This window comes from Methanobacterium veterum (assembly GCF_000745485.1).
Lineage (GTDB): Archaea > Methanobacteriota > Methanobacteria > Methanobacteriales > Methanobacteriaceae > Methanobacterium_D > Methanobacterium_D veterum.
The window spans coordinates 213,229-236,471 of the sequence record NZ_KN050694.1 but is presented as its reverse complement, the minus strand read 5'-3'; the positions used below and the strand labels follow the sequence as shown (position 1 = coordinate 236,471).

General features: G+C 28.9%; 21 protein-coding genes. 10 read left to right on the top strand and 11 right to left on the bottom strand.

The genetic code is table 11. The features are described from left to right. Positions 1-357: 357 nt before the first annotated feature. The 3 genes from EJ01_RS15000 (at position 358) to EJ01_RS14990 (ending at position 3,148) form a co-directional block, all read left to right on the top strand. The gene (locus EJ01_RS15000) at positions 358-1,044 is read left to right on the top strand and encodes a hypothetical protein (RefSeq protein WP_048082530.1); all 687 of its coding nucleotides are present in this window, start codon (positions 358-360) and stop codon (positions 1,042-1,044) included. A gap of 568 nt (positions 1,045-1,612) precedes the next feature. Continuing rightward, positions 1,613-1,879 (top strand): hypothetical protein, encoded by a 267-nt coding sequence (locus tag EJ01_RS14995; protein ID WP_048082529.1) that lies wholly within the window; start codon positions 1,613-1,615, stop codon positions 1,877-1,879. A gap of 786 nt (positions 1,880-2,665) precedes the next feature. Continuing rightward, a complete protein-coding gene (locus EJ01_RS14990; protein WP_048082528.1) occupies positions 2,666-3,148 on the top strand; it encodes a hypothetical protein in 483 nt (160 codons plus the stop codon). Between the two features lie 1,455 nt (positions 3,149-4,603). Here EJ01_RS14990 and EJ01_RS14985 read toward each other — a convergent pair. Beyond that, positions 4,604-4,900, bottom strand: a complete 297-nt coding sequence (locus EJ01_RS14985) for a hypothetical protein (RefSeq protein ID WP_048082527.1) — start codon at positions 4,898-4,900, stop codon at positions 4,604-4,606. Positions 4,901-5,487: 587 nt separating this feature from the next. On the opposite strand from EJ01_RS14985, the gene EJ01_RS14980 reads away from it, so the two are divergent. The 7 genes from EJ01_RS14980 to EJ01_RS14950 all read left to right on the top strand — a co-directional run bounded on the left by EJ01_RS14980 (position 5,488) and on the right by EJ01_RS14950 (position 11,082). Then, positions 5,488-6,312 carry an outer membrane protein assembly factor BamB family protein gene (locus tag EJ01_RS14980; protein WP_048082526.1) on the top strand — a complete coding sequence of 275 codons (825 nt, stop codon included), beginning with the start codon at positions 5,488-5,490 and terminating at the stop codon, positions 6,310-6,312. 94 nt (positions 6,313-6,406) lie between these two features. Further along, a complete protein-coding gene (locus EJ01_RS14975) occupies positions 6,407-7,090 on the top strand; it encodes a hypothetical protein (RefSeq protein ID WP_048082525.1) in 684 nt (227 codons plus the stop codon). A gap of 168 nt (positions 7,091-7,258) precedes the next feature. After that, complete coding sequence (locus tag EJ01_RS16790) at positions 7,259-7,756, top strand: transglutaminase domain-containing protein (protein WP_052376260.1); 498 nt, start codon at positions 7,259-7,261, stop codon at positions 7,754-7,756. 9 nt (positions 7,757-7,765) lie between these two features. Then, positions 7,766-8,194, top strand: coding sequence for a Holliday junction resolvase Hjc (hjc, locus tag EJ01_RS14965; protein ID WP_048082524.1), 429 nt, complete (start codon positions 7,766-7,768; stop codon positions 8,192-8,194). Next, positions 8,194-8,823, top strand: coding sequence for a hypothetical protein (locus tag EJ01_RS14960; RefSeq protein WP_048082523.1), 630 nt, complete (start codon positions 8,194-8,196; stop codon positions 8,821-8,823). Before hjc ends, EJ01_RS14960 begins: the two co-directional genes overlap by 1 nt. Positions 8,824-8,832: 9 nt before the next feature. Further along, on the top strand, positions 8,833-9,816 hold the full coding sequence (locus EJ01_RS16785; protein WP_052376258.1) for a metal-dependent hydrolase: 984 nt from the start codon (positions 8,833-8,835) through the stop codon (positions 9,814-9,816). Then, the gene (locus tag EJ01_RS14950; RefSeq protein WP_048082522.1) at positions 9,817-11,082 is read left to right on the top strand and encodes a CARDB domain-containing protein; all 1,266 of its coding nucleotides are present in this window, start codon (positions 9,817-9,819) and stop codon (positions 11,080-11,082) included. It begins immediately after the preceding gene. 213 nt (positions 11,083-11,295) lie between these two features. Here the strand turns inward: EJ01_RS14950 and EJ01_RS14945 are convergent, their stop codons facing one another. The 10 genes from EJ01_RS14945 to EJ01_RS14900 all read right to left on the bottom strand — a co-directional run bounded on the left by EJ01_RS14945 (position 11,296) and on the right by EJ01_RS14900 (position 23,101). Next, a complete protein-coding gene (locus EJ01_RS14945; protein WP_048082521.1) occupies positions 11,296-11,817 on the bottom strand; it encodes a DUF1802 family protein in 522 nt (173 codons plus the stop codon). Between the two features lie 109 nt (positions 11,818-11,926). Further along, a complete protein-coding gene (locus EJ01_RS14940) occupies positions 11,927-12,286 on the bottom strand; it encodes a hypothetical protein (protein ID WP_048082520.1) in 360 nt (119 codons plus the stop codon). 10 nt (positions 12,287-12,296) lie between these two features. Continuing rightward, positions 12,297-12,659 (bottom strand): hypothetical protein, encoded by a 363-nt coding sequence (locus EJ01_RS14935; protein WP_157197651.1) that lies wholly within the window; start codon positions 12,657-12,659, stop codon positions 12,297-12,299. Positions 12,660-12,790: 131 nt separating this feature from the next. Beyond that, positions 12,791-14,074 carry a restriction endonuclease subunit S gene (locus EJ01_RS17585; RefSeq protein ID WP_169740472.1) on the bottom strand — a complete coding sequence of 428 codons (1,284 nt, stop codon included), beginning with the start codon at positions 14,072-14,074 and terminating at the stop codon, positions 12,791-12,793. 9 nt (positions 14,075-14,083) lie between these two features. Then, positions 14,084-15,625, bottom strand: coding sequence for a type I restriction-modification system subunit M (locus tag EJ01_RS14925; protein ID WP_048082518.1), 1,542 nt, complete (start codon positions 15,623-15,625; stop codon positions 14,084-14,086). 14 nt (positions 15,626-15,639) lie between these two features. Next, complete coding sequence (locus EJ01_RS14920) at positions 15,640-16,215, bottom strand: restriction endonuclease subunit S domain-containing protein (protein WP_048082517.1); 576 nt, start codon at positions 16,213-16,215, stop codon at positions 15,640-15,642. Positions 16,216-16,362: 147 nt separating this feature from the next. Then, positions 16,363-19,095, bottom strand: coding sequence for a type I restriction endonuclease subunit R (locus tag EJ01_RS14915; RefSeq protein WP_048082516.1), 2,733 nt, complete (start codon positions 19,093-19,095; stop codon positions 16,363-16,365). A gap of 49 nt (positions 19,096-19,144) precedes the next feature. Continuing rightward, the gene (locus EJ01_RS14910; protein ID WP_211251455.1) at positions 19,145-20,029 is read right to left on the bottom strand and encodes a DUF5655 domain-containing protein; all 885 of its coding nucleotides are present in this window, start codon (positions 20,027-20,029) and stop codon (positions 19,145-19,147) included. Positions 20,030-20,211: 182 nt separating this feature from the next. Next, positions 20,212-20,361, bottom strand: coding sequence for a hypothetical protein (locus tag EJ01_RS17415; protein ID WP_157197650.1), 150 nt, complete (start codon positions 20,359-20,361; stop codon positions 20,212-20,214). A gap of 1,447 nt (positions 20,362-21,808) precedes the next feature. Then, a complete protein-coding gene (locus tag EJ01_RS14900) occupies positions 21,809-23,101 on the bottom strand; it encodes a restriction endonuclease (RefSeq protein ID WP_048082513.1) in 1,293 nt (430 codons plus the stop codon). Between the last annotated feature and the right edge of the window lie 142 nt (positions 23,102-23,243).

Here is a 23,243-nt window from a genome sequence, read left to right as displayed (position 1 = left end):
AATGATTAGTTCAGTATATTTATATAATTTAAATTATTATTACTAATAGTAAATTTTTTATTACATATGTAATATAATAATTAATTAAAGTATTACTTTGAAGGAAACAATGAATACCACTATCAAAAAGAAAATCTTGGAGATATGTTATGCACCAATAATTGAGATTTTTTTTCATAACCACATCTAATTTTCTATGGACTTTTATATCATACAAAATGTCCCACTACGTGCATAATAAAAATTAAATATTTTTAACCCTCATTTTAACTAAATATACAGTTTAATAGGGTTAATGACTTGATTTGGAGAACTTAATAGTTAATTCTGTGCTGAAAAATAACAGGAGGAAACTGAATGAAAAAGGTTTTGGTTTTATTTCTAACCATAGCTGTGGTAGCAGGTACCAGCATTGGATTCGGCGCAACTTTAAATTCAAATACTAATGATCCTGGAAATACAATTAACACAGCCACCACTGATGGAAACAATATTGATAATTCTCAAAATGATGAAAACAGTGATAATATAAATCAAAATAGGGATAACACTCATAGTGGTCAAGGAGAAAATGATGGAAATAACTTTGAGCAAGATTATGGAAATAACTATAATGGAAATGACAGAGATAATTGGTACGACGGATTCTGGAATAAGAAAGATAGAGATAAAGGATACGATAGATGCCACAATAAAGATTATGATACGCTGTGGAACTGCCATGATGACTATGAATGCTGTGATGACTATGACTATGGGTGTGATGATGACGATGAATGTTACAATGCTAATTACATAAATAATCAAATAGCCATTAATAATGATATAAACAATGTAAACGTGAATGCAGGATCTAATACAGGAACTGAACTTGCTTCAGGCAGCAAAGCTAGTCAAATATACAGTGAAATTCAGGAATATAATTATAAAAATAGATCTATCAATGAATTACCTATGCAGAAAACAGGTTTACCAGTTGTACCCGCACTTTTATCAACATTACTTGTAGGCAGCGGTTTATTGTATAGAAAATTAAGGAAATAATCCACTCCTTAATTTTTATACATTTTTCAGTATAAAATTTTTATTTATCATAATAAATATTTTAGTTTAATTTATTGATTTTTAAAGATATTTAACCGTTAGATATGTTAATTCTGAATTTTATTTAGATTTTCATTATTTGATGCAAAACAGTTTATTAATTTATTTACTATTAAAAAAATAGATAATAAAAATTTTATTTTTATTATAAGCATTATTATAGTCTATTGAATTGATTAAATTATTGTACTATTTTTGTTCCTCTTTTTAGTAAAAATAAGAAAGTTTTTATTGCATTATTAATATAATAATCAATAATATTATTAACATAATGGGCATGGATAATCCTGCTAAAAACTAAAGCACAAACAATCCATATTTCACAATCCATATGTATTAACAGCTTAAATTCCCCTAAAATCCATTTAATACAATAAAATATATGCATAACAATTTAAGCCAGTTAAATTCCATTTCTAATAAATTAGTTTCAACATGTTATCCGCCCTGAGGGCAATTAATCATTTCAAGATGATGCCCTGCACAAAAAATTAATGGAGGAAATCTCATGAATAAAACATTGGTTTTATTTCTAGCTTTTGTCGTTACGATAAATGTTAGTATTGGACTTAGTGCAGCTGCAGAACAAGATTCAAACGATGTCGGAAATATAACTATTGATTCATCTAACCTAAACTTAGATCCCAGCACAAATAATCAGAAAGATCCTAGAAAAACACTGCCACTGCAGAAAACTGGTTTACCGGTTGTGCCTGCACTTTTATCAACATTACTTGTAAGTAGTAGCTTATTGTATGGAAAATTAAGGAAATAACCCTTATTTATTTTATTTTTTTAATTTTATAGGTTTAAATTTATTTATATATACTAAAAACTTTTTTTATCAATTCATATGATTTAAATACAACATTAATACAATTTAAACTCCATTTTTATTTTCACACTTACCATGTAGTCTTAATTATCTCAAATACTTAATAGATTTAGCTTTTAAATCGTTTATTATCATGAAATATTAGTCATTATCGATTTATACGTTTCAATATACAAAATAAAGTTCATTTCATTATAATTACTGCAAAATAAATCAAATTTATTTAGAAGTTTCTAATTGCACTCTATTTTTTAAACTTTATTTTTTTAAATTTGTTAGTACTAAAGAGGGTTGCAAAAAATGCTTTCTTAATATTAGTTAAATTACTATTTTTTTATTGGTTGATCTGCCGGGTATATTAATATCATTTTTCCTTTTAATACAAATAGTAAAGTTTTTATTATATTAATAATATAATAAGCTACAATAGTAATAACATGATACTTGCAAGAAATACAACTATCAAAGGGGAAGATATGTTACAATCCATCAAATCTAAAAAATCAATAATTTCCACAATTAGTTTTACGCATCCATTGATCTCTCCCTTAACTAGAAGATCCTTGTAAACAAAAACTAAAAAATAAGGGCATTTAATGTCCCATTTTTGATATTGAGTCAAATAATTAGGGACTCAAAGCAGATAAATCGTTAAGTAGGGCATCTTAAAGATAGATGGAGTTTTACTAACCCGGCCCTACGCCTAAAATACTGGAGGAAAAGAATATGAAAAAAGCATTAGTATTGCTTCTAGCATTTGTAATGGTTATAGGTGCTGGAATGGGATTTGGTGCTGCAGCAGATACAGGTACAGATGATACAACTGTACAAGGTGCTGATCAAGGTCAGGATGCTGTAGATGATGGAGATGCTGGTCAATCTGATGTAACTGATGATCAACAAGATGATGATGACCAGTCTGAAGTAAATGATGACGATGATGCAAAAGATGGCGATGATGGAAAAGAAGATGGCAAAGATGATGAACCAACCATTATAATCATCCAAAAGAAAATCATTAGTATTTTATACTACAATTCAGCTGCTGCTGGTGGAGCCGCTGGAGGTAACAACGCTGCAAACAATGCTGCAAATAAATCCGCTGGAAAAACAGTACCTATGCAAAAAACTGGTTTACCTATATTACCTGCTGTTTTATCAACATTGATGATAGGTAGTGGTTTATTGTATGGTAGATTAAGGAACTAATTTCCTTAATCATACCTTTTATTATTTTAAAACCAAAATTAATATAGTTAAATGCACTTTTTTAGGAAGAATATCAATTATTTAAGAATTGAATTAATATACTGATTTAAATATAAATTATTTTTTCATATCTACTGAAAAAACTATTAGATTTTATTATTAAGCTCTATTTCTATTTCATTTTATACATTAATTTTTTTTAAATTTAATTATATCAAAGAGAATTATAAAACAGACTATATTAATATTACTTAAATTAGTAGTTAATTATTAACTAATTAAAATATTATATTAATATTATTTTTGTATTTAATACTAATCGCAAAGTTTTTATTATATTACTGATATAATAAGCAAGTAATAACACACAAATAAGCAAGTAATAACACAACTTACCAAATATAATCATCAAGGAAAATAGCCTGCAATTAGTTTACATTAAAAATTCAAAAAAAGACAAAAAACTGCTTTAAACCTATTATTAATCATTAGTAGAGCAATTGCGTTGTTAAGGGTGTCATAACCCAGCTCTGCACCAAAAAATAGGAGGTTACCATATGAACAAGATATTGATAACATCATTTTTGAAAGTGAACAAGATACATACCACAAATTGAAGATATTATAAGAAAAAAGTAAACTGAAATGCTTTATATAGATATATCAAGAATTGATAATTAACATTTTTATATTGTCAACTTAATCTGGTTTAACTCCATAAAATTCTAAAAGTTTTTTCAATGATTTAATATACGGTTTAGGTGGTTTAATATCTTTTTGTTCATTATAAAATTTTAAAAGCTTATTAACATATTTAGACATTTTAATTCCTTCTATTTTTAATTTGAAGTTATAATATTTCCTTTTTAATGGTTCATTTAGAAGTTTACTAAAATGTTAAACATTTTGTTGGATTTATCTTGAAGTTAGCTAAAATGTTAAACATTTTGTGCATATTTCATTATACAAATTTAATGAATTATTATTACTAAATTAATTTTATTTATTTTAGTATTACTCATTAGATTGTTTTTATATATCATATAAGAAAAATTAAACCGAATAGAAGTAAATAAATAGAAAAATAATGACTTTAAAGGATTATTAGTTGAAAATAGTAGTAAATACTGCTTTTTATTTAATAAACAGAATTTTAAAGATAATTGAGTTTGAATGATTTTCCAAATAAAATAGAATGTAATATGCTTTTTTTCCATACTCACACACATTTTTCATAATTGTTTAATTGTAATTTAATGTTTTTTCGGTAAGATGGGCTATATGATATAATGTAAAATTGGCTTTTTTGAATAACAGTTCTACCAGTTAATATTTTTCATAATTTCTTCCTCTAATTAAAGAACATTGTTTTAATCATTCTAAAAATTTTTTTAATGTAATTCTTTATACTCTCATCATTTTTGGGATAGCAAATTTTACATTCTATGCAAGTTCCTATTCCACCGGAATACCTACATCTTTTATGCATTTACTCACCTTTAAAAGCTCTTTTGCTAATATTTCTAATCTTCCATTCTCATTTTCAAAATTTTTTATATGTTGGCTTATTAATTCCCCTGCAATCTTGCTTTCACTTTTATTTGTCACAAAACTTAGCAGTGTTAGTTTTGCATCCTTTTTTCTGTTTAGATAGACTTTATTTAGAAAATTTTTTCGCATTGGTTTTCCTGTTTTTCTTTCAAGCTGATTTAGTGCAGCTAAAATTCTTCTTTCATCTACTCTGCAAGACAATTTTACACCTCTTTAAAACACTTGACCATTGTAAGTACTTACGGTACTATAAGATCATACTATATTAAAAAGATATACTATTTAATGAAAAGTAGAAAAGCTTAAATGTAAATTTTAAAGCTTTACAGTACAATAATTAGATTAATTAGGATTATTAAGTTACAAAATCAGTTAATCACAGATTTAATATAATATTAATCAAAATAAAGTACTAAAAATGATTTAAACAGTACAAAAATTAATTTATTATACTTCGCTTTAGTTAAATTTAACGAAGTTCAGCCAAAATAATGTCTAAAAACAAGGTTCAGAATTGAACAAAGTAACAACATACATGCTAATTAAATTGTGCTTTTGTCCACTTTTTAAAGAATTTTTTGAACGCTAACTTTTACAGCTGTAAATATCCAAAATGAAAAATGTTCAAAAAAGAAATTTTATTTTATTTTTATGTTCAAATTGTTAAATACAAATTTTTGGCTTATTCTGGCTTTTTGGGCCCATAAATACTATTTTAGTCCCATAACGAGTATTTAATGACTTACTTATAATTATGTGTCTTTTATATGTTGTGCGGAGGTGATAATTTGAAATTTAAAAGACAATACCTGTTAATAGCTTTTATTGCTTGCCTTGTTGCATCACTAGGCGCTGCCAGTGCTTGGACTCAAGCTTGGAATGCTCCAACGGGTCAACCTAATAGCATTACTAGTGATGGAGTAGATATTTTTTCTGCATCTACCTCTGGATTAGCTTCAGTAGACCCTAATGGTACAACACTATGGAAAACTTCCAATATTGTTTCCTCAAATGGATCTGCTATGAAAGCAGGAAAATACCTCTTCATTGGAGAAGGTAACGATGTTAAAGCATTAAATAAAACTACAGGTGCTGTTAAATGGACATCTACAGCCCCATTAGGTGCTGGACAGGTTGCTAAATACATACTAGTTAAAGGCGCTTATGTTCTCGTTGCAAGTAATTCTAAACTCGTAATTCTTAACAGAGAAGATGGAACAGTTCAAACACCAGTCACTGATTTTACATCAACTAGCGAACCTATACTATTCGGAGGATACTTAATTGGTGGAACTTCTACAGGTGTACAAGCTTATCAAGCTATTATGATGCCTGATTTAAGGATTTCTTCCATAACTAAATCAAGCAACTCTACAACAGCCAAAATTGAAAACATTGGACTGGGCAATGCTAACAAAGTGCTAGTTAAATGGGTAGTACAGAAAACTGACGGGACCTACAGAACTATACACATATCTGCAGGTACAATAAACGCTGGAGAAACAAAAAATATCACTATCACAGGTGCTTTCAATAAAGGAACAGCTACAGTTGACCCTTATTACGTAATCTCTGAACTAAATGAGAACAATAACGAAAGATACTTCTCATGAGCCATAATTAATTTTTTACCCCCATATTTTTTTCCTTTTTTTTGGGAACTTGAATGAATGAAAATATTGTACAAATTTAAAAGGAGAAATAAAAATGCAATTTCCTGATAATTTCCATTTTAAATACGTTCTTATCCTCGCTATTGCAATTGTTGCTGTTGGTGGTGTTGGATATGGCGTAATGATGGGAAATCAACCAAATACACATGCTTTGCAGGTAGCTCAACCTGTACAAAATGATACTGAGTTAAATGAAAGTGAAATGATGGATAATCTTGCTAATGGAACAGATAACCAGAATGCTAAAATTAATGAAGCTTCTGATAATCGGGGCAATATTGATGATCAAGGTACTTTAAGCATATTAACTGCTTTAAAACATGCCCTTAAGAACAATAAGATATCTAAACAAATTAATAAACCAATAAAACCAAAGCCTCCAGTACATCAACCAAATAATGATAATCAAACAACTAACAACAATATGGACAATAGTAGTCAGGATGTAAATTCTGGAGTTGATAATAATACTGACATCAATAATTCAGAGGTTAATTCCGGAAATAACGAGATTAACACAGACAATGATAATTCTGAAATAGATTCAGGAGATAACAACAATAACACTAATCCGGATAATTCTACTGTCAATACAGACGAGAACAATGACAATAATAGTGAAGATTTTGATGATGGTCAACAACATGAAAGTGATTATGATCCTTTAGATCCTGGAAATAGTTATAATCCTGATGTAGACTATGGTGATGATGATTAAAGCGATGAAGAAGGAGATAGTTCCCTATTTGAGTAAATCTCTTAATAATTCTTTTTGAGATAAAATGAAGCTTGAAATAGTATACAATGTTTGGAACATGACACTGTTAGTTGAACTATGGATTGATTATCACTATTTAGAGCCTTTGTTCTGTATGGATGTGTTATCATGAATAAAAAGCTAATTGCAATTCTCATAGTTTGCATCTTTGGAATTACTTTTACAAGCCCAGTTATGGCTTATGAAAATCTTCCAAATACTGACGATGAAGGATGTGATATTATTTCCTATGATTCTGGATTTGATCAGCTTGCTCCGGGTGAAATGATTATTGACCCCACATCTGGCATTAGTGGTGATTTAAATAATCTAAATGGTGCTAGTGGCCTTAAAATACTCTTAGACTACATTTACTACAATTTTGATTGGAAACATGGGGCTGCAACTACTGCTCAAGGAGTTATTGATACTGGATATGGGGATTGTTGGGGCTTAACTGACTTTTCCAAAATGGTTTTAGAAGCCAATGGTTATACTGTCAAAGTTCAGCAGCTTAAAACAAAGGAATCAAATAATCACAGAAGATTATTAGTCTTACTAAATGGTAAATGGGTTACATTTGATCCTTCTTTATGCACTAAACATTATAAATTCAAGCCTTATTAAGGTGATTTAATGAGTTCTAGGCTTATGACAATTGAAAATATGAAAAAAGAGGGCATTAAACATGAACAAGAGCTTGTAAAATCATTTAAAGAAAATGGTTTTGTAGCATGTCGCTTTCCAGCCTCTGGAGCTTCATGCCCTGACTTGATCGCAGGAGATGGGGATTCTATTTTTGTTATGGAAGTTAAAACCACCTTGAATACTTTAATTAAGATTAGAAAAATGCAAATAGGCACATTAAACAGCTTTGCCAATGGTTTAAAGGCTAAATCTTTTATTGCAATTAAATTCATCAACCGTGAAGACTGGAGATTTTTAAAAATCATGGATCTTAAAATTCATGGAAAATCATATTCTATTGATTATAACACGGCCATGCTTGAAGGAATTGAATTTGATCAACTAATTTCAGATGAATACCAAAAAAGGTTGATTTAATGGAAAACATGGAGATTTTAAACGGAGTATTGAACAATATACGTGAAGGTATGAATACTTTAATCTGGAAAAAGAACACTCTACCATTTTTTGATAGAATTAATGAAAAATATAGATATTCTGTTTATATTAATGAGATGTATCCCATAAAGACCAAAATTATCGATATAATCATTAAAGTTTCTCAATTAAAAAATAGAAAGAATATTAAAACAAAATCTCAGCTCGCTAAAAATACAGTTGTTCAGTTAAAAGAAATTTTAAAGAAAACAATTCAAAAAGACAAATTAGTTATTGTTTTTAACCGTTTTGAAAACATAACTAAATCAGTTGCTCAATTCTGGCTTTCTGTATCTGGAAATAAGTTCATTGTTTTTGTTGGTTCAATTTGGGGCATTTACAAAAAAGAGGCGCATGGATTCCATAAAACTTTCATTTTAGTTAACAAAGAAGAAAAAGAAAACTACGGAACTGAAATGAACGTCACCATACCATTTATTTTTGTTATAGGGGCGTTTATATTTGTTATATTATTTAAATTAGGATTAACTACTAGTAGAACTTTCATGAGTGCACTTATCATGGCTATTTTAATAGTTAGGAGTTTAATGTTTTTTATAGATAAATAGGTGATTAATATGAGGTTTTATACACATATTGCAGGAGGAATTCTACTTTTTACTCTATTGGTTTGGATTTTTAACTTACCTTTCTCAATAGCAGGACTACTTTTCACTGCTTGGATATCTGTCTTACCTGACCTTGCGGATCGTGTAATTGGTGAGCATAGAGGTTGGGGTCATTCTGTTATCTGGCTTATTCCAATAGTTTTTTCATTTTTACTTAATTCTACGCTTGGGATAGCATTTTTATCTGGTTACATGATGCACATACTCTTTGACATAGTAACCAAAAAAGGAGTTCCTTTTTTATACCCCTTCTCTGCCACTCGATTAGTTATGCCAAAAAAAGAGAAATCACGGATTATAACAGGTTCAAAACAAGAAATAGCATTATTTATAGTGGCCATACTGCTTTTTGCCCCTGTAGCGTATGGAGTTGTTTGTGGATATGATTTAGGTTCTGCTTTAGGTGCAGCTGCTGGAAGCACCTTAAACAAAACTAACAAAACAAACGGTACTTTAAGTAATTTAATTAGATATGCAACAGGTAACTTAAGGTCCAATAGTTCTTACCCTCAATCCAGTTATAGTTCTAAATATAATTCCGGTTATAAAACAGGTAATTCCAAAAAGAACAGTTCTTCTACCTCTCAAAATAGTTCTACGAATTCAAATTTTGATCAAGGTTTGTTAGACTGGCTTATCAATAACCAGCCCACAGAAGACACCAGTAGCGATACTAACCAGACTAACGCTAACACTAACTCCAATATCATTACTGATGTACTTTTTAATGATATGGGTGCAGGTTCACCTTATGATAACTTACAAGAAGGCCAATATATAGAATCACCCTTCAACGCTTCAAGTGATAACAATAGCATTGACTTTCTAGATGATTTCGGCTTTGGAAATGCTGGAGATGACGGTTATTTTGATAGTGATGACTGGTCTATTTACATGGTAGAAACTTTTCTATTGAATCACGGAGACATATAAATGTCAAATTATAAAATTATCATAAGTATTTTAGTAACTGCATTACTATTAACTTTCTTTTTTAATATTTCATGTTCTAATGCTTCTTATATACCTGATCTAACCATTACGAGGGTTTCACATTATGATGTTTGGTCATCAGGTTTAGATAAAAATGGATTTCCTTACCAGTACCATAAATTAGTTCCAGGATATACAGTAACAGTATATAACGGAGGAACAGGAGCTTCCCAAAATACTACACTGAATTTTTATATTAAGACCTTTGATAACAAGACGCTTGTAAAATATATTAAAGTGCCTGCTATGAACCCTGGTCAAACTAAAAGAATTAGTTTTTCCATGAATGCTGGAACTGATGGAAGTTTTAAAGAAGGTTATGTAATTATAAATCATTTAAATACATTTAAAGAGGTTTCATATAAAAATAATATCCGTAAATTTGGATTACAAGAATTAATGCTCAAAAATTCCACCAAAAACGTCACCGAAATATATCAAGTTGCGGGATCACCCATTACATGGAATAGCACAACAAACAATTATACAAGTCCTTTATCTGGCAAAACAGGGATTACTAGTCTTGATTGTAAAATAAATTTTGGAGATCATGATGTTGATATCCTTAATATAACTGTTCCTATTCCCGGTTATCTTCATAATAATGTTACTATGACTGCTTCAGGAGATCAATTTAAATCTAGCAGCCCTACATCCTGGAATGATACTTCTTGTACCTATAAAATTGATTCATATTTTGGAACCCTTAATTACATAGAAATAAAGGTTGTTGGAGATAACTTAGAATCTAAAAATGTCTTTAAAGAACCAATTCATGTCATTCAACAAAAATGGGAACCATATAAAGAAGAATGGATTTATTCAGATATAGCAGCTGGCAAAACTAGAATTATTCAAGAAGTTTATACCGGGACAACTTTAAAAAATGCATCTTATTATGGAACGTCCTTTAATTACAATGTTCATCATAACAATGTTGTTTCTATTATAGTTAAAGGAGATAATAGAGGTTTATACACTGCAGGATGGTTTATAACTCCATTAAATTCTGCCAGTAAAGTTACAGCCCTTTTTGGGGATAATAAGCTTCCTGCAAACCTCGTATCTAATGGTTGTTATGGAATTAATCATAGAATGAGAGATGTTAGCTATATTGGATTTGAAATAAATGGCACAAATTTACAAGGATTTAATAATTTCAAAAGTTTAGGCTTTAATTCATGGACTTGGCAGTCTAATTCTTAATATAATCCATCATTTTTTCAATTATTTTAAAAGAAGATTAAGACTTGTTTTCAGGGTTATTTAGTCAAAAAATTTAAATAATTAGTTTTTTATAAGTATAAATGGTGCAATTTTCCATAGTTGCACCAACTTTACCATTCTTCTTAAATATTTCAATTAATTTCATTTAAGGTGGATACTACTTTATTTTCATTTGATGTTTTAAATAAAAAATTATTTTCCTATAGCTTCAATTTTTTTTGAAAATTTAGCATCACTTAAAACAGGTTTAATACCCTCAAGAGAAACCTCTTTTTTCAAATTAGCGTAACGAATAGCACCTGGAGTAGGCTCTGCCATAAATGGTTCTTTTAATTCATAAACTCTTAAAGCCCAAATATAAGCTTTTTGTCCTTTTAAATAAGATTTAACATGTTCTGGAGTCCAAATATAAAAATTTCGTAAGCGGCTAGTACTTTGAGCAGATTTTTCAGCTATTTTTTCTAAAGTAGCATAATATTTGATTTCAACTTTATTGCCTTCCTTTTTTGGAAGGGCATGTTCTTTAACGAATGATTGGTGTTTATTCTGGAAGTTTTCTAAATAATTGTCTTTATTTGCGTAACTAACTGTTGGATACAAAAGAAACTCTTTAAGCGTGGTTTTGTAGGTTCTTATTAGAACTGTTTGTTTTCCCTGACCAAGGGCTTCGACTGTTGCGTTCCATTCTTTAAGACATTTGCTAATTTTATCCATAATTATCCCCTGATATTAATTATATTGGTTGAACTATTAAAACTTATGAATTTTGACCGATCAATGCCAATTTAAAAAAAAGGATTTCATTAATTAAAAAAATAAAAAGTTATTCATATGTCCTATTAAAAGGCTTAAACCCTAAAAACTTCTTAAACATATAACTAACCTCATTAGGAGTAATAAAAATTTTATTACCATTTAAAACATCATAACTAGGCTTTCTTTCAATAGCCATAGTCATAAAAGCTATAAGTTCCGGATAACTACAGGCCATTCCTATTAAATTCCTATCCTCAAAATACTCAATACCAAGAGGCTTAAAGAAATAGCCTAAAATAGTCATAGCACCCTCTGGTGTTAGCTCCGTCCTCCTACCATGTTTAGTTTTAACAAAATGATTATCATCAAGCTCAAACTTAAACTCTTCTTTCTTATAATCAAACTTGCCTATTAGATCACTCCCCATTAATTTTACATCACATTAGGTTTATTTGAATTATTAAATCTTTAGACTTGTTAAAAACAGTCATTAATAGTTCTTCACAACTTATTCCGGGATTTTCATTTATTGCATCTATAGCCGTTTGAGCTAAGCCTCCAAACAAATCATATTTTGAAATATAGTCATAATGTCCACTGTAAATATCCATCAACTGCATGAATAACCAGCTTAATTCATGAAAATATGGTGTGATGACTGCTCTTTTCATGGGGTCTGTATTCTGTGAGCTAATAACTGTATTTTGGTTATCTAACCATTTTTTAGTTTGTGGAGTCATTTTTTTCTGGATAATAACATCAGCTCCGCCCCATTCACTTACTTTTTCAGCTTCTTTCATATATTCTCCAGATTTTATTTTAATCTCAAGTTCATTAAACATATTTTCTGTTTTATCATTCCTACTTATCTCTCCTTTATTATTACATAATATATCTTAGAATCAAATCTAATACTACCTTTAAAAATTAATTAAAGCAGAACACTCGGTTCTGCTGGTTTATTGGGCAAAATAGAATGCTGAGTACTTTCTTTAGCAGTAGATTTTTGATCTTTAGGGAACATTTTTTGTAGTAGTCCTTTTTTGAATTCTCTGTTGATTTCAAGTTCTTTGTTTATTTGTTCTATCTTTTTGTCGATTGAGGAGAGTAAGTTTGCTATTTTTGCTTGTTCTAAAAATATTGGAAATTTAAAACTCAATTTTTCGAAACTATTTTTATTCAGGATAGGAGTAGCTGTAATCCCCGCATATTTTTTTAATTTGTCAGAATTTTCTTCAATTAAATAATATATGAATTCATTATTAAATTCTTTTTTAGGAATTATAGCATTAATTTGTTGATTACAACTGCATTTCTCTTTAACTATACAATTTTTTCCAATACTAGCAATACATGTTACTAAAATGCTATTCCCTGGTATCTCTCTACCTTTTTTAATACCTTTATCCGTTAATTTCCTTTCCGTTTGCTTAATATACTTAAAGGAAGTTATATCTGTCGGAGTAACCCATAGATATTTCCCATTTTCATAATTATCTTTATCTTTAGTTGAAGGAGTAGTTCCAGTAACTATTTTACCAATTTCGCTTATTTTTTTTTCTTCCCAATCAGAAAAGTCATCGCCATTTTCATATTTAAACCTTAATTTCTGGCTGAAAAGCTGTTGCATCATTCCCTTTTTATAATTTTGCCATAAGTCTTCTTTTTTCCCTAATTTTTCAATTTTTTCATCAATTTTTGATAAAAATGAGGCTATTTTTTCTTGTTCAGGAAATGATGGCAATTTTATTTCAAATTTTTTGTATTCTTCTGCATTTATACCTGGCTGACCTGACCTTACAGACATCATTTTTACCCAATTATAATATTTCTCTCGTATCGTATTATAAAAAATAAATTTAGGATTAGCGTTGTTTATATGAAATTTAATTAAAAAGCCTGCGAAATATAATTTTCCATCAGCTTTTTCATACAAATAACTCTTCCCTGTACTTGCTCCTGTTCTTGCAAATAATAGATCATTTTCTTTCAACAGAAATTTGTCATCTAGATAACCTTCGGGAGAACATAATGGATTAGGACGAAATTTATGAGAATTTTCATCTATGTCAGTTATTCTGATATACTTATTTTCGCTATCAAAATCTGTTGCAGCAGTATTCATTCCGTACATTCCATCTTTAGAGATTTCACCTAACTTTTTTTCTTTCCATTCCCCACTAAACTCTGGAAACCTTAATTCAGGTACATTCATCTATTCACCTCATAATATTGGAGCATCAATGCCCAATTCGTCGCAGTATTTTTTAATTTCTTGATCAATTGTTTTAATTTCTGTTTCAAGGCTTTCAAGTTCTTTAACTACTGCATCTAGATCAACAGGTTCTTCTTCCTCAAATGTATCCACATATCGAGGGATATTTAAATTATAGTCATTCTCTTGAATTTCATCCATTGAAGCCAAATGAGAGAACTTTTCAATCTCTTCCCTATTATTATAGACATTTACTATCCGTTCAACATCTTCATTTCTTAAATAATTCTGATTTTTAGCCTTTTCAAAGTATTTAGAAGCATCAATAAATAGTATATCTGCATCATCTTCTCTGCACTTCTTGAAAACAAGGATTACAGTAGGAATACTAGTTCCATAGAATATATTTGCAGGTAAACCTATTACAGCATCCAGATAGTTTTTCTCTTCAACCAGATATTTTCTAATTGCACCTTCAGCAGCGCCCCTGAATAAGACTCCATGAGGTAAAACAACGGCCATAGTTCCATTTTCATCAAGATGATAAATCATATGTTGAACGAATCCAAAATCCGCTTTAGATTTAGGTGCCAATTTACCATAGGCACTGAAACGCTCATCATCAAGGAAATATTTAGCTGCTGACCATTTAGCAGAGAACGGAGGATTGGCCACTACTGCTTCAAATTTCATATCCATATGCTGTGGATGCTCCAGGGAATCACCTTGTTTGATATCAAAATCTTCAAATTTAACATCGTGAAGTATCATATTCATCCTTGCAAGGTTGTAAGTAGTTTGATTAAGTTCTTGACCAAAAAAATCAGCTACTTCTGCTTCTTTGGATACTCTTAAAAGCAGAGATCCGGAACCACAAGTTGGGTCATAAACTGATTTAAGCCTTTTTTTACCTAATGTAACGATTTTAGCAAGTATTTTTGATACTTGTTGTGGAGTATAGAATTCTCCTGCTTTTTTACCTGCACTGGATGCAAATTTACCAATTAAGTATTCATAGGCATCTCCTAGAATGTCTTTTTCCTCATCATCCAGTTTGAAATCAATGTCTGCTAAATGTAGCAGGATCTTGGATATCATGCGGTTTTTGTCTTCAACTGTTTTTCCAAGTTTTGATGACTGTAAATCAACATCTTCAAAGAGATTTACAAAATCTTCTTCACTTTCATGTCCTGCTGCTGAATCTCCTATCTTTTTCAGCGCTTTTTCAAGATTGTCGAGTATAAATCTGCCATTTTTAGCTTCAATTACAATATTTTGGAAAATGCACTTAGGCTCCAGGAAATATCCTAAATTTTCGACTGCTTCTTCCTCAATAGCTTCCTTATATTTCATATCTTCGTATGCGTCTGCAAAGTCAATTCCATCTTCTTCCAGTTCCTTGTCAAAGTATATTTGAATCTTTTCTGATAGATATTTGTAGAATATGAAGCCCAATATATAGTTTTTAAACTCGTTAGCATCCATATTTCCCCTTAATTCATCTGCTATAGCCCATAATTTACTTTCTAATTTATTTTGATATTCTGACATGATAATTACTCCTTTTAAATGTTCAATAAAATATTTTCCTTTAATAAATCCTCAAGCTCTATGATTCTGAGTTTAAGCTCTTTCCTTTTTGATAAAAGAGATAAAAGCTTGGCATATTTAACTTGCTCCTGCATATCTCTTGTTCTTATTCTGATTTGATTTAAAGAACTTTTTTTAATTATAGATAAAGCTCCACCTTCAACAAGTCTATTTAACTGAAGTCTTACAAAACTCCCATTTAAGACAAATGCCAAATATTCTGGATCAAAATCTCCTTTAGATCTGATTATAGCAAAATTGGGCGGTACAACTATATTTTCACAATTGAAATCCACCATTGCAGCATTGTATGGGGGAGATAATTTAATTACAATATCTCCTTTTTTGAGTAAATAATGCTCTTCAATTCCCCTGTTAGCTTTTAATGGTTCTAAAAGGTTCAAATCAATTTTATTATCTTCCACACTTTTTAAAGTGATATGATAATAATTTTTGATTTCCTCAGCATTGGAAATTTTTTTAGCCTTAAATCGTGCTAGTGTAAGGCCAGAAGATATTTCTGCTGCATCGGATAGGTTTATCTCTTCCATTTAATACCTCCAAAATTTTTTAAGGGCCCTTATAATTTCAAATACTTAGTGCTGCTCTAAGTCATTAAATGCATTCTATTCTTTATTATGAAAGTCATAATATATAAGTATTTCTATTTTTTGAGATATTAGTGATTAAGAGCAAGCTTACCAGCTAAACCTATCCACAATTTCAACAATTTTTGTCTTAATAGCTTGTACTTTAGAGCGCTTTTCAATAAAACCAAGCCTTTCAGTAATAGAATTCTTAATTAAATCATTCCTAATCTTTTCAGAAAACTCATACTGTGCTATTATATCCTTAGTGACATTTTCATTCAATTTTTCCTCTTTAATGAGACTATTAACAGCATTCTTTTTTTCTTTAGTTATATAATCTTCAAAATGGCATTCAAATTCATCTTTATCCTGAATTTTAGGAATATTTTCATTAATGAACTTTTCAATTAAGCTAATTTTACTTTTAAGTTCATAACTTTTATCCATTTCATTAAGAATAAATTCTTTATCCTTATCAAAAGAAGGTTTGGTATTATCCAATTCTTTAAGTAATTTTAAAATATATGCAGCATTAATATCGTCTCTTCTAACCAGCTCTATTTCAAAATCAATATCATCAAGTACAGATATTTTCTCAGGTCCATCAACCTGTCTCATATCAGTATATATATCTAAATATTTGCTCTGGTAATCTTCAAACTTCTGTTGAGTAATGCCCAAATTATCAAAGCTAAAATCAGTAAAAGTCTTTAAACGTGCAAGAACTCTTAAAAGTTCCCTGAAAATTTGAACAAATTCCTTTTTCTTATCCTCAGAGGATAAATCATCAACATCATTTACATCTGGTGTAATGTCAAATAGCTCAGGTAAAACTGCTTTAAAATCAGAGACGTATTCCCAGTAAGATTTCATTAAAACATTTGTAGGTGCATTTTCGTCAGAATATAAACTAATGGCCTCATCTGTTTCATCTTTTAGATTTCTAAAGCAAAGTATGTTCCCATGTTTTTTCTTTTCATTTAATATTCTATTGGTCCTTGAATAAGCTTGTAAAAGATTATGATGTCTTAAATTTTTGTCAACATAAAGTGTGTTTAGATATTTGTTATCAAATCCTGTTAAAAACATGTTAACAACTAAAAGAATATCGATCTTTCTGTCTTTCGATCTTCTAGAAACATCTTTATAATATTCTCCAAAGGTATCTGTACTAAAATTAGTGCCAAAAAGGCCGTTATAATCACTTATATATCTCTCTAATTTGTCTCGTGAATGTTCATCTTCTTCTTCCAAATCTTCATTTGCTCCAAAACTAAATATTGTAGCAATTTTAAGGTCATGGTCTATTTCCTTAAATATTTCATAATATTTAGTTAAAATAGGTATGCCACTGACAGCAAAAATTGAATTAAATTCTCTGTCATATGTCTTTTTATTATGGTTATCCACAATATATTGGGCTATTGTTTTTAAACGGTCTGTTGATTCTACTAGTTCATTAGTATTAATTCCTTCTACTTGTAAATCTCTTTCAGATTTATTTTTGTAAAGTTTAAAATATTCTACAGAGAAGCCTAAAACGTTGTTATCGTTTATTGCATTCTGGATAAGGTATTTATGTAGTAATTTTCCAAAAATATCAGCTGTTGTGCGTTTATTGTTGGCATTTACTGCAAAAATTGGTGTTCCAGTAAATCCAAAATACTGCAAATTAGTGAAATAGTCGGTGATATTCTTATGCATTTCTCCAAACTGGCTTCTATGGCATTCATCAAATATTAAAATGATCTTTTTATCCTTAATTTCACTTAGAACTTTTTCATGTCTGCTTACAGCACGATTTAATTTTTGAATAGTTGTAATTATAAGGTTTTCAAATTCTCCAGGATGCACTTTTCCTAAAAGTTGCTGAACAAGAGAATAAGTATTATCAGTTCCATCAACTGCACCATTACAAAATTTATTAAACTCTGTCGTCGTTTGATCATCTAAATCTTTTCTATCTACAACAAAAATTACTTTATCAATCTTTTCTTCTTGCGATAAGATTTGACTGACTTTAAATGAGGTTAATGTCTTTCCACTTCCAGTAGTATGCCAAATGTATCCATTTTGGTTTGTATTTAAGGCTTGATCAACTATTGCTTCTACTGCATAGAATTGGTATGCCCTTAAAATCATAAGCAATTTTTCAGTTTCATTTAAAACCATATACTTAGAAATCATTTTAGATAAATGACATCTCTCTAGAAACGTTTCTACAAAGTCATCAAGATTTGAAATGTTTTTATTATTCTTATCTTTCCAGAAAAATGTTAATTTGTAGTTTAAATCTCTAAAACTATTATTAGCAAAGTATTTAGTGTTCACACCATTACTAATCACAACAATCTGGATATATTGGAAAAGACCCTTGTAAGAATGTAAATGATAACGTTTAATTTGATTGAATGCTTTTTTAAGTTCAATTCCTCTCCTTTTAAGTTCAATTTGTACAAGCGGAAGACCATTTATTAAAATAGTAACATCATATCTATTTTCATATTTTTTCCTCATTGTAACTTGGTTAGTTACTTGAAAAAGATTTTTACACCAGTCCTTCTTATTGAAAAAATCAATATAGATGGTTACATCTTCTCTTCTTAATTCATATTTATCTCTAAGCCTTTTAGCTTTATCAAAGATAGTTCCGCCTTCTAAATGAATTAAAATTCTTTCAAATTCATCATCAGTAAGTTTCACATTATTAAATTTTTCAAGTTGAGTTTTAAAATTAATTTTTAAATCATTATAATCTGTAATTTCTATAGATTCATATCCACTATCAGTAAGTTTATCAATAAGACATTTTTCCAAAGCTGCTTCACTTTGTATAACCATACTATCCCCTATTTTTAATTTAAATTAAATAAATAATTTCTTATTTTTATTAAGAATTTTTCTTATAAGATTGCTTTATTAAAGTCATTAAATAATCTAAATCATCATCAGGCGTTAATGTAATCTCATAATCCCCGTTACCATGATGCCCTGTACTTGAAACATCTTTTGCCATATATTTGGGATCATCTAAATTTCCTTTCTTTAAATTAAGCCATATTTTCATTGTATTTTTCATAAATTCAATATCAACAAAATTTCTAGTTGACTTAAATGCAATATAAATTTTTAAAGGCTTAATTTCAATATTATCCCCTAACTCAAGAATTCTTTCTTTTAATTGTAAATATAATTCTTTTAATTCCTCAGAAGTGATATCTAAATGGTTTTCTTCACTATATTTTTTCACTTCTATACTGACTTTTTGAACGGCTTTACTCTTTGAACTAACTGTATTTATAGATTCACTTGTATCCGGAGATTTTAATTGGTTAAAAAGAATAGTTTCATTTGTATATTTACTTATTTCCCATAATTCAATAGGTAAATCTTTAAATTCAATTGCCTGCTGCTGATATCTTGTAAATTGCGGTGAAACAAAAATAACTCTTGATTGTGACCAGTCAATGTCTTCTCTTCTTAAAAACTTTCCTTTTCGCTCGTTATATTCCAAAATAAAGTCAGCTTTATTATTTAAAAGCAAAGCAAGATAGGCATAACCTTGATCTATTACGCTGAAGTTCTTTTCTCTTTTATATTCAACAATTACAAAAGAATTAGTTTCACTATCAAAAGCGAGGGTATCTACCCTTAAATTATTTAATTGGAATTCAGTTATCACGAATTCTAAACCAAAAATCTCGTTTAAATTCTCTTCTGTGAGTTTTTGTATATCTTTTTCTAATTTAAAATCAACTTTGTTTATTCTATCCAATTTATGGTTATTAAGCGAGAATAATGGCATGTTACTAAATTCAGTTAATGTATATAAAATAATTTTCTTTTTTAGCTTAGATGAATCGTAATTTTAATAATAAAAAATGAATAAATATTATTTTACCTAATAATATAATTTCCATTTGTTTCAACTAATAAAAAATAAAAAAAATAAAAGTTTTATTTACTTTTATTGGATATGTACCCTAAAAGATCATAATTCAATAGATCTCTTTGCATTTGATCTGTAGTCATTAATATACCACTTATTTCTTCACATCTATCTTCTTCGGATTCTGCTAATTTTACTAATTCTTTCCATAGTTCCATTTTAACACCAACTTTACCAGAGTTATTATAACTCCAAATATATCTATTATTAACATTATATTTAAATATAACGACTTTAAATCAAATAAAAAGGTTTATATAGTTATTTATTCCCTTCGTTCATTCCCATCGGGTAGTATAGCGACCCATCACTTCAAAGAACACTTTATAATAATCTTAATAATTTAGTTTAAAAATGGATTTTGATAGTTGAATTTATCTGAGATCCGAAATTTGAAAAAAAATTCTTTCCCATCGGTATAGTTTCGCAGACCCATCGCCCATTTTTTCTGAACTTCATCTGCAATAAGGGTATTGTAGAAAAATTTTTTATTTTTCGTAGATGCCCTTATGCTTGATGAAAGTTCCTCATTTCTCGATGGTTCTGCATTTACCGATGGGAAAGTTAAATTAAAACTCAAATTTCATAGTATTTACAATTTAAAGTAAATCCCTTAAATTTCAACATCAAAATTAGAATTATATCTTTAAAATCACCTGTGAAACTCATTAATTTATCCTTTATATAATCTCACAATTTTAAGTACCCTACTCTTTAGGACACACTAAAAGAATTCGTTGTAGGCTCAACCAAGCAATCTCAATACGTCCACAAATTTTAAAAATATTTTGCATAAAATCAATTCAATTTTAATTTAATCATCAATATTTTAGCTAAATAATTATTCAAATTAGGACACGTTATTAAATTCATTATAGGCTTCATAAAAATAAATACAATAAAAACCATTTAATGTATAATTATCATTTTTCTATCTTAACACATTTATTTCTAACATTACTGAAAGAACCATTTTTGAGCCTTCTTTTGGACCTGAAATATCATCGATTTTATCATATACTGTCACAAACACCCACCGTGAATGAGGGGACCTCATGAATTGCATGCGTAATTAGGAACAACCATATAATAATTTTCTCCATTAAATTTGAAATTAAATCTCACATTTTCACACATCTTTACATTCATTCATATTTATGATTATACACTCTGGCATAAATTCACTAAAATGAAAATATAAATAAGTCAAAAATTAGTATTAAATTACCCATATACTAACCTTTCCTGGACGTTGAGTGCCACCATTTAATGTCCAGGTCAATCCCATTCATCTGAATAAAATAGAATAAAAAAATAGAGAAAAATACTTTTTTTTAGTATTGAAACATCAACAAGCAATGAGTTGAAGGGCGAATTTTAATTTAAAAAGGGTAAATTATGAATATCTGAGACGATATTTCGCCCTTCGATTCTATTATTAAATTTAATTTGTATCATATTTTGCGGTACTTAAAAAATAGGACTAAAAATAGCTGCTCACTACTATTTATTGATTAATTTTTAGAAAAAACAGGATTTAAGTTTATGTTTTTAATTTAGTTATCATTTTAGATTAGAACATTCTTCAACAATCTTGTTTATATCTTACTCTTTATATCCTCTTTTCAAAACTTCATAGCCTAAATGATGCCATTTTACTAAATCACAAATTGTAAGTCCTCCACATTTTAAATCTTTATATTTATTAGATTCTGTGTATACATTATTTCTATAGAATGCCCCAATACCTCTAAAAGGTACTGGAAACATCTTCATTAACTTAACATTCAAACTGTTTTTAGATAAATCCATAAACCAACCATCTTTTTGAGGAAATAGTAATTCATAGGCCTCAAGAGCATTTGGAATTTCATCTTGAGGAATTCCTGTTTTTTTAGAAAAGAGCTCATATTCTTCATCTTCATAATCCAATAAAATAAAACCTCCAAATAATCTTATAAACCATTGCCAAAACACCGGATATCTATGAACATATTCATGTTCACGTATCTTTCTTAGAGCCCTATGGAATGAACGAGGAAGACTAGCCAATTCTAAAATTTGAATAACATCTTTTTTCTCATCATTCTCTCTTAAAATTATATAATCGACAGCATTTTTTAATAATATTAGTCTAGCCTTATGTTCAATGAAAGTCGATATCTGAATAGGATTTAAATTGCATTTATAGTAAGTATCACTAAAAATATTATTGGGTATATTTCTATGTGCATCTTTAAAAGATTTACCTTCTAATTCATTACCACATCTTGCAGATATACGATAAAATCTATTAAATGTACCATATATTTTATTTACTCTTTCAATTACATTTTCAGTAAAAAATGCATCACTATTCAATTGAAAATAATAATTCTTCAAACACTTATAACATAATCTTTCCTTTTGAGAACTAGCATAATCATTTAGAAGCTTTAGTAGATTTCGTTCAACCCAATATGAAAATCTCCAAACCGTTATATCAAGAGGATCAACTTCTTTTTTCCCAACAATTTCTTCTATATTAAATTCAGTTAAATTTGCAACAGATATAAGCTCTATATTTAAATTTTTAGCTTTTTCTTTATAAAAATTAAACTTATCTGTTTCATTCTGCACGATGAACATTCCTTGCTCAAAATTAAGATAATCCATCCAACCCCTAACTTTAAATATATCCGGAAATCCATATTTGCCGGATTTAACCTCAACTAATCTCGAGTTTGATGATTTTTGATCATAATCTGTGATTACTATATCTAATTCTAGTACTTCTTCTCCTTCTTCCCTATCAATCATACTTCTTTCTATGAAGTAACCGCTGGATTGAAACAAAGCAGAAATATACTCTTCAAACTCTTTTTCTTTTGGTAATTCAGGTAATTTAATTGAAGCCATTTAATTTCCTCTACTGAGTTATTGTATTCTTATAAGGACCTTTTTCAACATGATTAATTAATTTTGATATTTTTATTCTTATATCTTGAAATATCAAGAGATATTTTCTTATATTATCCAAAGTAAAATTAATTAGCAGGGA

Bases quoted from the DNA above. Each gene is read 5' to 3' on its own strand.
- EJ01_RS15000 (WP_048082530.1), top strand. From the start codon at position 358: ATGAAAAAGGTTTTGGTTTTATTTCTAACCATAGCTGTGGTAGCAGGT.
- EJ01_RS14995 (WP_048082529.1), top strand. From the start codon at position 1,613: ATGAATAAAACATTGGTTTTATTTCTAGCTTTTGTCGTTACGATAAAT.
- EJ01_RS14990 (WP_048082528.1), top strand. From the start codon at position 2,666: ATGAAAAAAGCATTAGTATTGCTTCTAGCATTTGTAATGGTTATAGGT.
- EJ01_RS14975 (WP_048082525.1), top strand. From the start codon at position 6,407: ATGCAATTTCCTGATAATTTCCATTTTAAATACGTTCTTATCCTCGCT.
- EJ01_RS16790 (WP_052376260.1), top strand. From the start codon at position 7,259: ATGAATAAAAAGCTAATTGCAATTCTCATAGTTTGCATCTTTGGAATT.
- hjc (WP_048082524.1), top strand. From the start codon at position 7,766: ATGAGTTCTAGGCTTATGACAATTGAAAATATGAAAAAAGAGGGCATT.
- EJ01_RS14960 (WP_048082523.1), top strand. From the start codon at position 8,194: ATGGAAAACATGGAGATTTTAAACGGAGTATTGAACAATATACGTGAA.
- EJ01_RS16785 (WP_052376258.1), top strand. From the start codon at position 8,833: ATGAGGTTTTATACACATATTGCAGGAGGAATTCTACTTTTTACTCTA.
- EJ01_RS14950 (WP_048082522.1), top strand. From the start codon at position 9,817: ATGTCAAATTATAAAATTATCATAAGTATTTTAGTAACTGCATTACTA.
- EJ01_RS14945 (WP_048082521.1), bottom strand. From the start codon at position 11,817: ATGGATAAAATTAGCAAATGTCTTAAAGAATGGAACGCAACAGTCGAA.
- EJ01_RS14940 (WP_048082520.1), bottom strand. From the start codon at position 12,286: ATGGGGAGTGATCTAATAGGCAAGTTTGATTATAAGAAAGAAGAGTTT.
- EJ01_RS14935 (WP_157197651.1), bottom strand. From the start codon at position 12,659: ATGAAAGAAGCTGAAAAAGTAAGTGAATGGGGCGGAGCTGATGTTATT.
- EJ01_RS17585 (WP_169740472.1), bottom strand. From the start codon at position 14,074: ATGAATGTACCTGAATTAAGGTTTCCAGAGTTTAGTGGGGAATGGAAA.
- EJ01_RS14925 (WP_048082518.1), bottom strand. From the start codon at position 15,625: ATGTCAGAATATCAAAATAAATTAGAAAGTAAATTATGGGCTATAGCA.
- EJ01_RS14920 (WP_048082517.1), bottom strand. From the start codon at position 16,215: ATGGAAGAGATAAACCTATCCGATGCAGCAGAAATATCTTCTGGCCTT.
- EJ01_RS14915 (WP_048082516.1), bottom strand. From the start codon at position 19,095: ATGGTTATACAAAGTGAAGCAGCTTTGGAAAAATGTCTTATTGATAAA.
- EJ01_RS17415 (WP_157197650.1), bottom strand. From the start codon at position 20,361: ATGGAACTATGGAAAGAATTAGTAAAATTAGCAGAATCCGAAGAAGAT.
- EJ01_RS14900 (WP_048082513.1), bottom strand. From the start codon at position 23,101: ATGGCTTCAATTAAATTACCTGAATTACCAAAAGAAAAAGAGTTTGAA.